The organism is Myxococcus sp. CA023, from assembly GCF_010998615.1.
GTDB lineage: Bacteria > Myxococcota > Myxococcia > Myxococcales > Myxococcaceae > Myxococcus.
Map to the genome: position 1 here is coordinate 1 of NZ_JAAEAH010000092.1, position 13,736 is coordinate 13,736.

The window sequence follows — 13,736 nt, forward strand, 5'->3', positions numbered from 1 at the left end:
ACACTGGACTGAAACCACAGCCCGCCTCCCACCACCCCCACCAGCGCCGCCGTGGCCGCGGCCATGCCTCCCGCCTTGCGTGCCCGTGCGCGCTGCTGCTCCTGGGACAGCGCCTCCAGCAACGCCCCCATGGAGGCGAAGCGCGCCTCCGGCTCCAGCGACAACCCCCGCATCACCGCGCGCCGCACCCAGGCGGGGACGCGGGCGTCGCTCGGCGGCTCGTGGATGGGCGAGGGCTCCCGCCCGGCTCGCTCCAGCGGCGCCGTCACCTTCGCGGGGGCGGACCTCAGCGCCTTCGCGGCCCGCGAGAGCTCGTCGGGGTCGAAGGGACGCTGGTTGTAGAGCGCCCGGTACAGCGCCGCGCAGAAGCTGAACTGGTCCGAGCGCGCGTCCAGGGACTCGCCGCGGAACTGTTCGGGAGACATGAATGGCGGCGTGCCCAGGACGACGCCCGTTTCGGTGAGCGGGTCATGCAGCGGGCGCGACGTCTCCGAGGCGTCGCGCACGCGCGCCAGCGTGGGCTGTTCGTCCAGAGGCAGGTTGTCCACGGGACGCGCCAGGCCGAAGTCGGTGACGTAGACCCGCCCGTCACGCCCCACCAGCACGTTGGCGGGCTTGAAGTCGCGGTGCACCAGCCCCGCCGCGTGCGCGGCCTCCAACCCGCGTCCCGCTTGCAGGTACTTCTCCAGCACCTCGCGCCAGGAACGGGGCTTCTCCCGCCGCCAGTCCGCCAGCGTGCCGCCGGCCACCAACTCCATGGTGAAGAAGACCTGCGCGTCCCAGGTGCCCACCTCGTAGATGGGAATGACATTGGGATGGGAGACACGCGCCATGGCCTGCGCCTCGCGCAGCAGCCGGGCACGCCCTCCCTCCTCGTCCGCGGAGCGGGCCTCCACGCTCAACAACTTGAGCGCCACCTTGCGGTCCAGGTCCGGGTCATAGGCCGCGAACACCGCGCCCATGCCGCCCTGCCCCAGCAGCTTCAACGGGATGAAGCGCCCCACCCGCTGGCCCAGCGGGCTCCGCGAGCGCCAATCCCCAGACGCGTCGCGCGCGGAGGGAGGCTCCGCCCCCTGCACATCCGCTGACACGACCTGCGTGGACAGCTCTGGCGAATCATCAGCACCCGAGCCCCGGTCATCGGTGTTGGCCATGGCGCAAGTGTACCGGGAAGCGAGCGACTCCCTGCGCCCATGAAGGATTCACGCGCAACAACACATACATGCCGCCGATAATGCGAACAGGCGAAGGAAGTCCGGGAGGGTCCGCCGTGACCAAGACTGTCACCACCGTGTTCAACTCAGCGCATCAGGCCCTGTCCAAGCCCATCCAGCCGGCCGTGCTGAAGGACACCAGGACGCCCATGGAGGCGTCGCTCGCCAAGCCGGTGAGCGGCCCGGCCCCGGCGACGCCCCGTCCGGAGCGAGACACCTTCCAGGACACGAAGCCCGCGGCCAAGGGCGTGCCGCGGCTGTCGGTGCCGGACACCACGGGGACCAGCGAGCTTCCCTACCTGCGAGACCTGGCACCCGAGAATGAAGCGGCGCAGGCGCAGGCTGACAAGGGCTGGGCGCCCACCGCGTCCGTCATCGCGCAGAACTCGGACACGGGCTGCGGTGAGGCGACGCTGGCCTTCCTGAGCCGGGCGAGCCGCAGCGTGACGAAGGGCAGCCTGTGCGAGAACCAGGAGCGAGAGGCGGTCCGCGAGCGCGCGTCGCAGGTCAGCGGCGCCCGGTCCGTCCACGCCCCGGTGGACGTCAACCTGGATGATGGCGCCACACCCACGGAGATGGCGACCGCGCTGGGGGGCCTGGGCATCGAAGTCACGGACGGCTTCGCCGACTTCGACGCGGCGGCGACGAGCAAGGTGATGAAGGCCGGTCAGTTCGGCCTGGCGCTCGTGGACGCCAATGCCATCCTCAATGGCGCGCTCGCGCCCGAGCAGCGGCGCAACGGGCCGGGCCAGCTCCACTGGGTCACCATCGACGGCGTCAACAGCAACGGGACGGCCGACACGTCGGACGACTTGTTCCGCGTGAAGGACCCCGTCAATGGCGAGTACTGGGTGTCCGCCAGGGACTTGGAGCGCGCCGTCCAGGCCGGCAAGGAGCACCACGGCAGCGGCGGCATCTTCGCGCTGGAGAACCGCACGGACGTGGGCGGACAGAGGGAGCGTGACACCCTGGCCCAGCTCAACCGCGAGCGCACCGCTTCCTTCGCGGACAAGAACGGCGTAGGCAGCAAGCGCCTCAGCCTGGGCGAGTCGAGCTGAGGCGCGCGCCCGGCCCCTGTCTCAGTAGGTGTAATAGACAGGCGGCGTGGTGCTGGTGAAGAAGTCGTAATACGTGGCCACGTAGTTGGGGCGGTTGCCGACCTCACCCGGCAGCGGGCCACCCTTCGTCCCGTAAGCCACCAGCGTCGCGCCGCCGTCCGTCTGGTCCAGCGCGCAGGAGCTCACATGGTTCGTTCCATACATGACGACGATGTCATGCGAGCGGACCATGCCGAGCGTCGCCGGGTCGATGTGGTTCACCTGACAGCGGTTCATCGAGCTGCCACTGGGCGTGGGCTTGTACGAGAAGGCCGTGGCCACCCCGTAGCTGTTGGCCAGGAGCGCGAGGTAGGGGGTGTTGTAGGACCGTCCCAGCGTCACGCTGCCCGCGCCATGGGCGCACGTGCCGGACGCCGCCCGCGTCACGACGATGTCCAGGCTCGGAGGCATGGAGCCGGGCACCGGCACGGAGGAGATGGTGTACGTGCAGCCCTGCGTGGTGCCGGTGACCAGCGCGGCCTCCTGCTGCGCCAGCGCCTCCTGCTCGGGGGCCTCCTCGGGGGCGCCACAAGCGGCCAGGGACACGGCGGCACAACACCAGACGGCGGACTTGAAGACTCGCATGTCGGGACTCCGGTACGGAGAGGATGGGGACTCATCCCCACCTCTCCAAAAGCTGACAGAGTCCTTGTCCCGCATTCAACTGGAGCAAACTGCAACACAACTGCATTGCAATTTGGCAACATCAATCCCTGGCGCCATCACGACCCTGGGTCCCGCGCCACCGAGCGTGCAATGACTCAGTAAGCGTAGAAGACAGGCGCCGTCGTGGTGGTGAAGAAGTCGTAGTAGGTGGCGACGTAGTTGCTGCCGCTGCCCGTCTCACCGTAGATGCGGCCATTCTTCGTGCCGAAGACGACCAGCGTCGCGCCGCCATCCGTCTGGTCCAGGTTGCAGCTGTAGATGTTGCCCGACCCCAGCCACACCGCGACGCCCGAGCTGCGCACCACCGCCAGGGTCTCCGGGTCAATCTGCCGCACGCTGCAGGAGGTGGGCGAGCTGCCGCTGGGCGAGTACTTGCCCGTGTACGTCACGGCCAGGCCGTAGCTGTTCGCCAGGAGCGCGCGGGCGGGAAAGGCATAGGAACCCGTGTCCAGCGTCACGCTCGCCTCCGGCCAGGGGCACGTGCTGGAGGCCGCGCGCGTCACCGACACGCTGTACCGCGGCGGAACAGTGCCGGGGACCGAATCGGCGGTGATGGAGTACGTACAGCCCTGCGTGGTGCCAGTGGTCAGCGCGGCTTCCTGCTGCGCCAGCCCGGTCTGCTCCGGAGACTCCTCGGGGGCGCTGCAGGCGGCGAATGCCGCGGCGGCACAAAACCAGACAGCGGACTTGATGAATCGCATGCGGAGGCTCCCTTGTTGAAAGAGGGATGGGGATTCAACCCCATCCCTCCAAAACCTGACAGAGATTCTGTCTGTCATTCAACGGGAGCAAATCGCAACGCAGCCGCATTGCAATTTGGCGGCGCTATTCCTTCTCGATGTCCCGGTCCCAGAGCTGGACGCGGGTGTCTTCGTCCGTCAGGCGCTGGGTCAACTCCGCGGCGATGGCGACGGAGCGGTGCTTGCCACCGGTGCAGCCCAGGGCCACGGTGAGGTACGCCTTCCCCTCCTTCTGGTAGCGGGGAAAGAGGAAGCGGCAGAGGTCCACGACCTTCTCGAGGAACTGCTGCGTCTCCTCACGCTCCAGCACGTAGGCCGCCACCTTCGGCACCTTGCCCGTGAGCCCCTTCATCTCCGGGACGAAGTACGGATTGGGCAGGAAGCGCACGTCCAGGACGAGGTCCGCCTGGGGCGGCACGCCGTAGCGGTAGCCGAACGACATGATGGACAGGCTGGGGCCCGCGGCGGGCTCCGGGCTGAAGCGCGCCTGCACCATGCGCTTCAAGTCATGCACGTTCAGCGTGGACGAGTCGATGACCTGGTCGGCCAGCTCGCGCAAGTCACGCAGCGCCTGGCGCTCCGCCTTGATGCCCTCGGCGACGGTGCCGTTGGGCGCCAGCGGGTGACGGCGGCGCGTCTCGCTGAAGCGGCGGATGAGGCTGTCGTCGCTGGAGTCCAGGAAGAGCACTTCCACCTGGTGCCCGGCGCGGCGGACCTCCGCGAGGATGCGAGGCGCGTCCTTGAGGAAGACGCCTTCGCGGACGTCCACCACCAGCGCCATGCGCTCGAAGTGGCCGCCGCCCGCCAGCTCCGTGAGCTTGGGCAAGAGCAGCACCGGCAGGTTGTCGATGCAGAAGAAGCCCGAATCCTCCAACGCGCGGATGGCGGTGGACTTACCGGACCCGGACATGCCGGTGATGATGACGATTTGTTTCGCGGGGGCGGTCACTCGACCTCTTCTCCCAGGGTGCGGCGCATCGCCCCTTCGGCGATGGCCCGGTTGAGTCGCTCGGCGAACTCTCTCGCCGAGTGGTGGCCCTGTAGCTTTAGCAACTGATTACGCGCGGCGACCTCGATGATGGTCGCCATGTTGCGGCCCGGACGAACAGGCACCACCGACAGGGGGATGTCCACCCCCACAATCTGCAGATGCCTGTCCTCCACGCCCAGCCGATCATACTCCTGGTGGGGGTCCCACTCCTGGAGCTCGATGACCAGCTCGATTTTCTTCTGTTCGCGGATGGCGGCCACGCCGAACAGGTCCTTGATGTTGATGATGCCCAGGCCGCGAATCTCCATGTGGTGCTTGATGACCGGGTTGCCAGCGCCGTAGACGGCCCCCTTGCGGCGGGTGACGTCCACGATGTCGTCCGCCACCAGGCGGTGGGCCCGCATCACCAGGTCCAGGGCAATCTCGCTCTTTCCGATGCCGCTCTTGCCCAGCAGCAAGATGCCCACGCCGAACACGTCCATCAACACCCCGTGCAGGCTGCTGGACTCGGTGAGGGCCTCTTCCAGGAAGGTCTGCACCCGCATGATGAACTCACTGGAGAGCAGCGGCGTCTTCATCAGCGCCAGCCCCGCGCCTTCACACGCGGAGACAAGGGCCTGGGGAATGTCCAGGTCCTTGGTCACCACCACGCACGCCAGCTCCTCCTCGCCGAAGAGCTGCGCCAGCGACTCGCGCTGCCGCTCTTCCGGCAGCGTCGCCAGGTACGAAATCTCCGTGTTGCCGAACACCTGGACGCGGTGCGGATGCATGTGCTCGGTGAAGCCCGCAAGCGCCAGCCCCGGCTTCTGGATGCGCGAGGACACCACGATGCGCGACAGCCCGCCGCCGCCGGCGACGAGACTGAGCCGCATGTCGTAGTCGCGGTCCTCGAGGAGCTGGGAGATGCGGATGGATTTCATCGTCAGGGCGTGGATATCACCGGTGGGGCCCTTTGAGGGGGACAGCCTTCCTTGGGCCCTCAACGAGAGGGGCCCAGGTAGGAGACCCGGGGCCCGGCCGCCCCACCGGAAGGCAGAATGCGGCTTCCGGCAGGCAACGGAAGGCCACGGAAGCCATTCCGTAGGGCTCCGGCCGCTGGTAAGCCGGAAATCATGTCCGACTGTCTCTTCTGCAAGATTCGCGACGGGCTCATCCCCGCCAAGGTGGTCTACCGCGACGACGTGTGCGTGGCCTTCGAGGACATCAATCCCCAGGCCCCCACCCACGTGCTCTTCATCCCCCACAAGCACATCCCCACCGTGAACGACATCACGGCGGAGGACCGCGCGCTGGTGGGCCACCTCTTCACCGCGGCCGCCAAGGTGGCCCAGGAGCGCGGGCACGCGGACCCGAGCGACGGCTACCGGGTGGTGATGAACACCCACGCGCACGCCGGCCAGACGGTCTTCCACATCCACCTGCACCTGCTGGCCGGGCGCCCGCTGGGCTGGCCGCCGGGCTAGTTCCGCGCCCCCCTGCCCCAGGCCGATGTTAGCCTCGGGCACTGCGATGCCCTTCTCATCGGAATCGTCTCCCGGGAACCGGCGAGCCTACACGCTGTTGTCGCTGCTGCTCGCGGGTGTGGCGGGCCTGGTGAATACCACGGGCTTCGTGGCGCTGGGCCTGCACACGTCGCACATGTCCGGAAGCATGGCCACACTGGGAGAGTCCCTGGCCTCGGGCAACGTGGCCCTGGCCTGGCTGGCCGCGCAGCTCCTGCTGTCCTTCGTGGTGGGCGCCGTGTCCGCGTCGGTGCTGCTGGAGGCCTCGCGCGAGCGCCCCCGGGGCCGCCACTCCTCCGCGCTGCTGCTGGAGGCGCTCACGCTGGGCGGCATCGGCGTCTGGCTGTCGTACCACCCCAGTCCACACGAGCCGACGCTCATGTGGGGCCTGGCCTATGCCATGGGGCTCCAGAACGCGCTCGTCACCCGCGTCTCCGGCGCCGTGGTGCGCACCACGCACATCACCGGCATCCTCACCGACATCGGCATCCAGGTGGTGCGGCTGGGTTCCTGGCTGCGCGAGGGAACGCGGGGCCAGGGCTTGCGGGGCCTGCGCCGCCGTCTATGGGCGCTGCCCACCGCTGTTGAATTCGAGCGGACCCGGCTGCACCTGGGGCTCGGCTCCGCCTTCCTGGGCGGCTGCACGCTGGGGCCGCTGCTCTTCGCCCGGCTCGGCGCGGCCACCCTGGCGATTCCCTGCGGAGTGCTGGTGGTGCTGGTGGCGCTCGACCTGAGCGCCATCGCCGACTCCGGCTCCCAGGCGATGCCGCGCGCCTGAGTCACTCCGTCCCGGGCTGGGCGGACGCGGGGCCGGGCGGGCCGGAGGACGCCTCCACGTCCTTGACGCTCGCCGAGGGCCTGCCGCGGCGGAGCACGTGCAGCACGCTGCTCTTCTCGTCCGTCCACGTGAAGTCGGGGTCCTCCCGCAGGCCCAGCCGGCGCACGCGCGCGGAGGCCCGGGTGAAGGTGGGTCCCCAGGAGAACTCGCGGTCCGGGCTCAGCACCATCCAGTTGCTGCGCAGCGCGTCCCCTTGCGTCTCGTTGACCACCAGCGCCGCGTGCAGCCCCAGGGCCCGCGCGTGAGCCAGCGTCAGCGGCACCAGGTCCAGGTGGACGTTGCTGATGTGCAGCGCCAGCACGCCATGGGGCGCCAGGTGCGCGCGGTAGAGCGCCACCGCCTCCTGGGTGAGCAGGTGCACCGGCACCGCGTCCGAGGAGAAGGTGTCCAGCGCGAGCACGTCGAAGCCCTGCGCGCCGCCCGCCTCCAGCTCCCGCTCCAGGGAGATGCGCGCGTCCCCCTCCACCAGCTCCACCTTCGCCGGCGTGTCCCCCAGATAGGAGAAGTAGCCGCCCTCGCCTTGCGCCAGCGCGATGACCGCGGGGTCGATTTCGTAGAAGCGCCCGGTGTCCTCCGCTTCGAGCAACGCGGCGCTGGTGCCCACGCCCAGTCCCAGCACGCCCACGCGCAGTCCCGCGGGCAGCCCCACGGCTTCGCGCAGCCGGCGATGCTCGGCGATGGCCAGTCCCAGGCCCGCCTCCGGCGTGTAATACGTCGTGGGCACACCCCTGCGCTCGGGCGTCACGTACTGGAGCCCGTGGGTGATGGCGCCGTGCAGCAGCGTGAAGCGGTGGTCTTCCGGCGAGCCCACGCCCTGCTCCATCACCCGCACCACGCCGAAGAAGTTGCGCGAGGCGAAGCGCGCGCGGCCCTGCTCGCGGGCCATGGTGTACGTCAGGTGTCCGGCCACCAGGAGCAGCATGGCGCCGCGCAGGACGCGCTGCAGCCGCTGCGTCCGCGTCGCTTCGCCCTCCTGTTTCGCCATGCCCACCAGCGCGACGACGCAGCACGCGCCCAGCGACAGGGGGTACTCCCAGTAGGCGCTGAAGACGGCGGGGGCCAGCACGCTGATGAGCAGCCCGCCCAGCACGCCGCCCGCGGACACCCACAGGTAGAAGGCGCTGAGGTGGCGCGGCGGTGGACGCAGCCGGTACAGCTCGCCGTGGCACACCATGCTGCCCGCGAAGAGGGCCACCGAGTACGCGGCCAGTTGGAGCGCGAGCGACGACTGCGGCCCCTGCGTCTGCGCGTGCGCCACGCCCGCCCCCGAGGCGATGAGCAGCACCGCGTAGGCGGTCCGCGAGTAGAAGGACTCGCGGGAGAAGGCGAGGATGAAGGTCAGCAGGTAGACGGACAGGGGCAGCACCCAGAGAAAGGGGCCGGCCGCCACGTCCTGGGAGAGCTGGTTCGTCGTCGCCAGCAGCAGCACCGACGCGCAGGTGCTCAGCCCCAGCCACGTCATCGTGGCGCGCACGGTGGGGCGTGCCACCTCGGCGCCGGCCTCTACCCCGGCGCCCTCCGTCAGCGGCGTGGCCGTCACGGGCGCGGCCGTGGCGACGGGCGCCGTGTCCGGCTGCTTCATCACGTCCAGCGCGCACACCGCGCAGGCCACGGCGAAGAAGACGAAGCCCACGCCCCAGCCCCACGCCTGGGCGCCGCGCCCCACCCACGGCTCCACCAGGAAGGGATAGCCGAGCAGGGCCAGCAGCGAGCCCGCGTTGGACAGCGCATACAGCGGATAGGGCGAGCGGCCCGGTCGCGCGCGGGCGAACCACGACTGAAGCAGCGGACCGGTGGTGCTCAGCACGAAGAAAGGCAGGCCGATGGTGACCGCCAGCATCGCCAGCAGCCGGGGCACGGCCAGCGCGGTGCCCTCCGGACGCCATTCAGGTCCGGGCGCTACCGGCGAGCCCGCCAGCAACGCACGAGCGCCCAGCAGCAGCACCGCCACCGCTAGAAGTCCCAGGTGGACGCGGGCTTGCGTGCGAGGTGCCAGCCGCGAGGCGAGTCCGTGCGCGTACGCGTAGCCCCCCAGCAGCACCGCCTGGAAGAACAACATGCACGCCGTCCACACGCCGGGCGTTCCGCCGTACCACGGCAGCGAATAACGCCCCACCAGGGGTTGCACGCCGAACAGGAGGAACGCACTGGCGAAGATGGCGATGGCGTAGCGGGACATGTTGGCGGTCCAGGCTTTCCCGCCCGGCACGTCCGGTCAACTGTCCGGCGTCCGGGGGGCGAAGAAGGTTCAGCGCGAGGGTGCTCGGGGCGCGAAGAGCCGGGCGCCGGACGGAGCCAGCGCGGTTTCCATGGGCAGCCCGTAGAGCGTTTCCAGGGAGGCACGCTCCAGCACCTCGTTCGCCGGCCCCTGCGCCAGCACCTGGCCATCCCGGAGGAGCAGCACATGGGTGGCGAAGGCGGCGGCGAGGTTCACGTCATGCAGCACCGCCACCGCGCCCAGCCCCGCGTCCACGCGCGCGCGCACGCGGTCGAGCGAGCCCACTTGATGGGCCACGTCCAGGAAGGCGGTGGGCTCATCCAGCAGCAACAACTCGGGCTGCTGCACCAGTCCTCGCGCCAGCATCAACATCCGGCGCTCGCCTCCAGAGAGGGCCTCCGCGGGCCGCTCGGACAGGTGCGCGATGCCGAGCTCCGTCATCACCTCCCGCGCGAGCGCCACGTCGCCCGCGGACGGCAGGCCCCAGAGGCCCAGGTGCGGACTGCGGCCCATCAACACCAGCTCCAGGCCGCTGAAGCCCTCCGTGGATTCGATGGTCTGCGGCACCCAAGCCACCTTGCGGGCGAGCGCTCGGGGCTCCCAGGCGGAGCGCTCCCGGCCCAGCAGGCGGACTTCTCCGCGCGTCCAGGGCCCCAGGCCCAGCACCGCGCGCAGCAGCGTGCTCTTGCCCGTCCCGTTGGGGCCGAGCACCGCCCACAGCTCACCGGGCCGGACCTCGCACGCCACACCATGCAAGATGGGACGAGGACCGTAGCCAGCGACCAGCGCCCGTGTGACGAGCAGAGGCTCCACGGGACTAGTACAGCTCCTTCTGCTTCTGCAGCAGGTAGCGCTTCATCGCCCGGACCTTGCGCAGCGCTTCCGGGTTGTCGCTGCTGCCCGCGGCCTCCACCTCGCTCTTCACCTCGGCGTACCGCGTGCACCAGAGGCCGAGCACCATGCACGAGTGCTCCTCGTTGAGCTGGTTGAAGAGCGCGTTCGTCTCGCGCCACTCCCTCTCCAGCACGGTGAGCTGACGGGAGCGAGCGGAGCGAATCTTGCGGACCGGCGCCGTGCGCTTCTCGGGAGCCTCGGTGCTCTTCTGCTGCGCGTCCAGCGGCGCGAGGAAGGAGTCGTCGAGCGCGCCTCTGCCTTCCGTGGCACCGGCGGGCGGCGCGGCGTTGGGCGTGGGGGTTCCCGGAGCCTGCGCCGCGTTCCCCTCGGGAGGCGGGCCGTTCTCGTTGGCAGCCTTGTCCGCCTGCGCTTCGTCGGGAGCGGAGGGACGCAGGGGCTGCGCGGGCGGCGGCCCTTTGGGTTCCTCCGGCATGAACTGGCTCAGCACCTGGGCGCGGAGCTCCGGGGGGGCCAGGAAGAAGGCTCCGACCACGGCCAGGATGAAGGACAGCAACACCAGCACGAGCACCAGCGGGCCCTTGCGGCGACGCTCGGGGCGCTCGGGCATCGCCGTGCGGCGGGTGTCCTCCTTCGCGATGCGCTCGGCCGAGCGCGTCTCCGGGCGGACGGGCATCGTCGTGCGCCGCGTCTCCTCGTTGGGCGTGAGGGAGACGCGGACATCGTCGTCGCTCTCGTCCTCTTCTTCGTCCGTCACGACGGGGGCGGGCGCGGTGGGACGCACGGCAGAGACGGAACCTGTCCTGCGCGCGGTGCTGGCCGGTGCCATCCCCGGCGAAGACGACCGGGCCCGCCGCGGCCTGGGCCGGGAGACGCCGGACCGCTCCTCGTCCTCGGAGCCATCCACATCTTTGAAGAGGCCCGCGTCCAGCACCACGCGCGGATGCGTGTCGTCATGACGGGTGACGCGAGGGTCCGTGTCAGCGTTATGTGCGACGCGGGGCTGGGTGTCGTCGTGGCGCTCGGTTCGCGACGGGCGGTGGATGCGCGGATGCGTGTCGACGTCGGCGATGCTCGGCGCGGATTCCTCGTGCCCCACATCCTCGGTGGAGAGCACGGGCAGTTCCGACGAGGCGCCTTCCTGTGACTGCGCGTCGGTCACAGAAAGGCCGGCTTCGTCCTCGGGCACGCCCGCCTCGGACTCGTGCGCGGCCTCGACTTCGTCCTCCGGGGAGAGGGCCTGCCCGCCATCAGCGGGTGTGGCGTCCACGACGGGCTCGTCCACCACGGGCGCGGATCGGGAAGCCGTCGCTCCCGATGCAGGTGCGATGGGGATGGCTCGCGAGGCCGTTGCCCCCTTCGGAGGTGGAGGTGCCTCCAGCGAAGACATGCCCCGCGAGGGCGGCCCGTCCTCCGAGGACATGTCCACGGAAGACACCAGCTCCGAAGAGGCCTCGTCCCGCGCATCCAACGCAGCGACTTCCACGGAGGAGATGGCGCGAGTCGAAATCCCCGCCTGCGCGCCCACAGCGGGCATGCCCGCCGACGACCTGGAGCGTGAAGGCGCGGCCTCATCCAGCGAGCCCACCGCGGACATCGCGCGAGACGGCGTCGAGCCCGGCGGAGGCGGCTGGACGGCCGCCATCACCATCGAAGCCGTTCGAGGCATCGGGCCAGAAGGATGCGGCTCGCGGAATGCCGCCTCGTCCGGCGTCGCACTCCCAAACGCGCCCTCGTGCTCCGAGGCGGAGTCCTCGTCTTCGGCAGCCCCCTCCGAGACCTCAACGGCCGGCATCGACTCCAGCGCCGCCGTGCGAGGCAACGGCGCGGGAGCAGGCACGTTGACCGCGGGCATCACCACCACGCCGGTGCGCGGCAGCACCGCTCCGGGCGCGTGCGGCTCGGCCCCTGGCGGCGGAGGTCGCGCGTTCACCGTGCCCTGCGACCCACGCGGCGGCACCGCGGGCGTGGGCGCTCCCACCGAGGCAATCACGCTCGGGCTCGCCTCGAACGCCCTGCCCCGAAGCGACTCGGCCTTCGCGGCCGTCGACTCCACCTGAACGGACGCGTCCTCGGGAGAAGACGGCCCGCCCAGGCTCGGCATCGCCAGCTCGGTCGGCCGCATGTGCGTCGGAAGCAGCGCACGCGCGGCGGCCACACCCGGCGGCACCGCCTCAGGCGGCATCGACGTCATCTGGACCTCGCGCGTCAGCGCGGGCGCGCGAGGAATCGGAGCAGACGAAGGACTCACCCCGCCGCCGCGAACGAAGGCCTCGGGCCCCACCTCCACCGAGGGCGCCGTGTCCTGGCGCACGCCCCGCGCCCGAGCCTCTTCCTCCAGCGCCTCGATGGGGAACGCGGGCCGGGTGGACTCGTCCATCGGGACACCCGGGCGCGTCTCACCGTCCGTCACCGGACCACCGCCCTCGCGGCTGCGGGGCGTGGGGAAGAACGACAGCGGCTCCACCGGACCATCCAGGCGGATGGTCTTCGCCGGCAGCATCGCGTGCGCCATCTTTGGCGCCAGCGGATCATCCGGCATCGAGGCCAGCGCACGGACCTCTGCCGTGGACAGGCGCGGCACCTCCTTCAGGCTCGCCAGGAGACGCCGCTCGGATTGGAAGTCCGCCGAGAACAGCTCGCGCATGAAGCGGCTGACGCTCTCCGGGCCCGCGCTCGAATCAATCTCCATCAGGCAGGCCTGGAGCCGCCCGCGGAACTCCTCCGCCGTCTGGAAGCGCTGCGACGGGTCCACCGCCAGCGCCTTGGCCACCAGCGCCGTCACCGCGGGCGGCGTGAGCGGCTCCACCTGGTCCAGCGGCGCGATTCGCGGGTTCGCCACCAGGGACATGAGCTCGCCCGGGTGGACCCCGTCGAACGGGTTCTTCCCGCAGATGAGCTCGTAGAGGCAGAGCCCCACCGCGTACAGGTCGCTGCGGCGGTCCACCGGCTGGTGCCGCGCCTGTTCCGGCGACATGTAGAGGAACTTGCCCAGGATGATGCTGGGGTTCGTCTTCGCGGCCGACAGCCGGCTCTTGGCGAGCCCGAAGTCGATGACCTTCACCTCCCCTTCGTAGGAGATGAGGATGTTCTGCGGCGAGATGTCCCGGTGGACGAGCTTCAGGTCCTCCCCGTCGTCGTCCTTCTTGCGGTGCGCATAGGCCAGCGCGTCCAGCACCCGGCCCATGGTGTAGAGGATGAACGTGACCGGCAGCGGCATCTGCCTGTCCCGCACGCGCGCGGCCACCTTGCGCAGGTCCTTGCCGTCCACGTGCTCGAGCGCCATGTAGGCCTCGTCCTCGTGGAGGCCCATGTCCAGGACCTGGGCGATGGAGCCGTGGCTCAGGCGGACCAGGGTGCGGGCCTCGCCCACGAAGCGCTCGACGAAGTCCGTGTCCGCGGCCAACTGCGGGAGGATTTTCTTGATGACGCAGAGCTTCTCGAACCCCTGTGCCCCCTCCAACCGCGCGAGGTAGATCTCTCCCATGCCCCCCGTCGCCAGTTGGGACAGGAGCGTGTACCGGCCAAAGGGCTGGGGCCGGAAGGGTCTCAACCGGGCGGGTTGGGTTGACGAGTTCATGCGGTGCGGGGGTTCACCACGACGGGGTCCGTATTGAA

The 13,736-nt window shown here is 70.2% G+C and carries 11 protein-coding genes; 3 read left to right on the top strand and 8 right to left on the bottom strand.

All coding sequences use genetic code 11. The annotated features are described in order from the left end of the window. A partial coding sequence (locus tag F8M74_RS31500; protein ID WP_240462314.1) for a serine/threonine-protein kinase occupies positions 1-1,154 on the bottom strand: 1,154 nt, incomplete at its 3' end. 116 nt (positions 1,155-1,270) lie between these two features. On the opposite strand from F8M74_RS31500, the gene F8M74_RS31505 reads away from it, so the two are divergent. Further along, entirely contained in the window at positions 1,271-2,272 is a 1,002-nt protein-coding gene (locus F8M74_RS31505) for a hypothetical protein (protein WP_141257479.1), read from the top strand. 21 nt (positions 2,273-2,293) lie between these two features. On the opposite strand, the gene F8M74_RS31510 is transcribed toward F8M74_RS31505, so the two are convergent. From F8M74_RS31510 to hprK, 4 genes are all read right to left on the bottom strand, one after another. Further along, a complete protein-coding gene (locus F8M74_RS31510; protein ID WP_141257478.1) occupies positions 2,294-2,971 on the bottom strand; it encodes a hypothetical protein in 678 nt (225 codons plus the stop codon). Between the two features lie 101 nt (positions 2,972-3,072). Further along, complete coding sequence (locus tag F8M74_RS31515) at positions 3,073-3,678, bottom strand: hypothetical protein (RefSeq protein WP_171410512.1); 606 nt, start codon at positions 3,676-3,678, stop codon at positions 3,073-3,075. A gap of 124 nt (positions 3,679-3,802) precedes the next feature. After that, on the bottom strand, positions 3,803-4,666 hold the full coding sequence (rapZ, locus tag F8M74_RS31520; RefSeq protein ID WP_141257476.1) for an RNase adapter RapZ: 864 nt from the start codon (positions 4,664-4,666) through the stop codon (positions 3,803-3,805). Continuing rightward, positions 4,663-5,628 carry an HPr(Ser) kinase/phosphatase gene (gene hprK, locus F8M74_RS31525; RefSeq protein WP_141257475.1) on the bottom strand — a complete coding sequence of 322 codons (966 nt, stop codon included), beginning with the start codon at positions 5,626-5,628 and terminating at the stop codon, positions 4,663-4,665. The genes rapZ and hprK overlap by 4 nt, the downstream gene beginning before the upstream one ends. A 192-nt stretch (positions 5,629-5,820) precedes the next feature. On the opposite strand from hprK, the gene F8M74_RS31530 reads away from it, so the two are divergent. Further along, positions 5,821-6,171 carry a histidine triad nucleotide-binding protein gene (locus F8M74_RS31530; protein ID WP_141257474.1) on the top strand — a complete coding sequence of 117 codons (351 nt, stop codon included), beginning with the start codon at positions 5,821-5,823 and terminating at the stop codon, positions 6,169-6,171. 46 nt (positions 6,172-6,217) lie between these two features. Beyond that, positions 6,218-6,988, top strand: a complete 771-nt coding sequence (locus tag F8M74_RS31535; protein WP_228560591.1) for a YoaK family protein — start codon at positions 6,218-6,220, stop codon at positions 6,986-6,988. A gap of 1 nt (position 6,989) precedes the next feature. Here the strand turns inward: F8M74_RS31535 and F8M74_RS31540 are convergent, their stop codons facing one another. The 3 genes from F8M74_RS31540 to F8M74_RS31550 form a co-directional block, all read right to left on the bottom strand. Then, positions 6,990-9,227: a fused MFS/spermidine synthase gene (locus tag F8M74_RS31540; RefSeq protein WP_141257472.1), complete on the bottom strand. Its 2,238-nt coding sequence runs from the start codon at positions 9,225-9,227 to the stop codon at positions 6,990-6,992. 69 nt (positions 9,228-9,296) lie between these two features. Next, a complete protein-coding gene (locus F8M74_RS31545) occupies positions 9,297-10,079 on the bottom strand; it encodes an ABC transporter ATP-binding protein (RefSeq protein WP_141257471.1) in 783 nt (260 codons plus the stop codon). A gap of 4 nt (positions 10,080-10,083) precedes the next feature. Continuing rightward, the gene (locus F8M74_RS31550; protein WP_141257470.1) at positions 10,084-13,698 is read right to left on the bottom strand and encodes a serine/threonine-protein kinase; all 3,615 of its coding nucleotides are present in this window, start codon (positions 13,696-13,698) and stop codon (positions 10,084-10,086) included. Between the last annotated feature and the right edge of the window lie 38 nt (positions 13,699-13,736).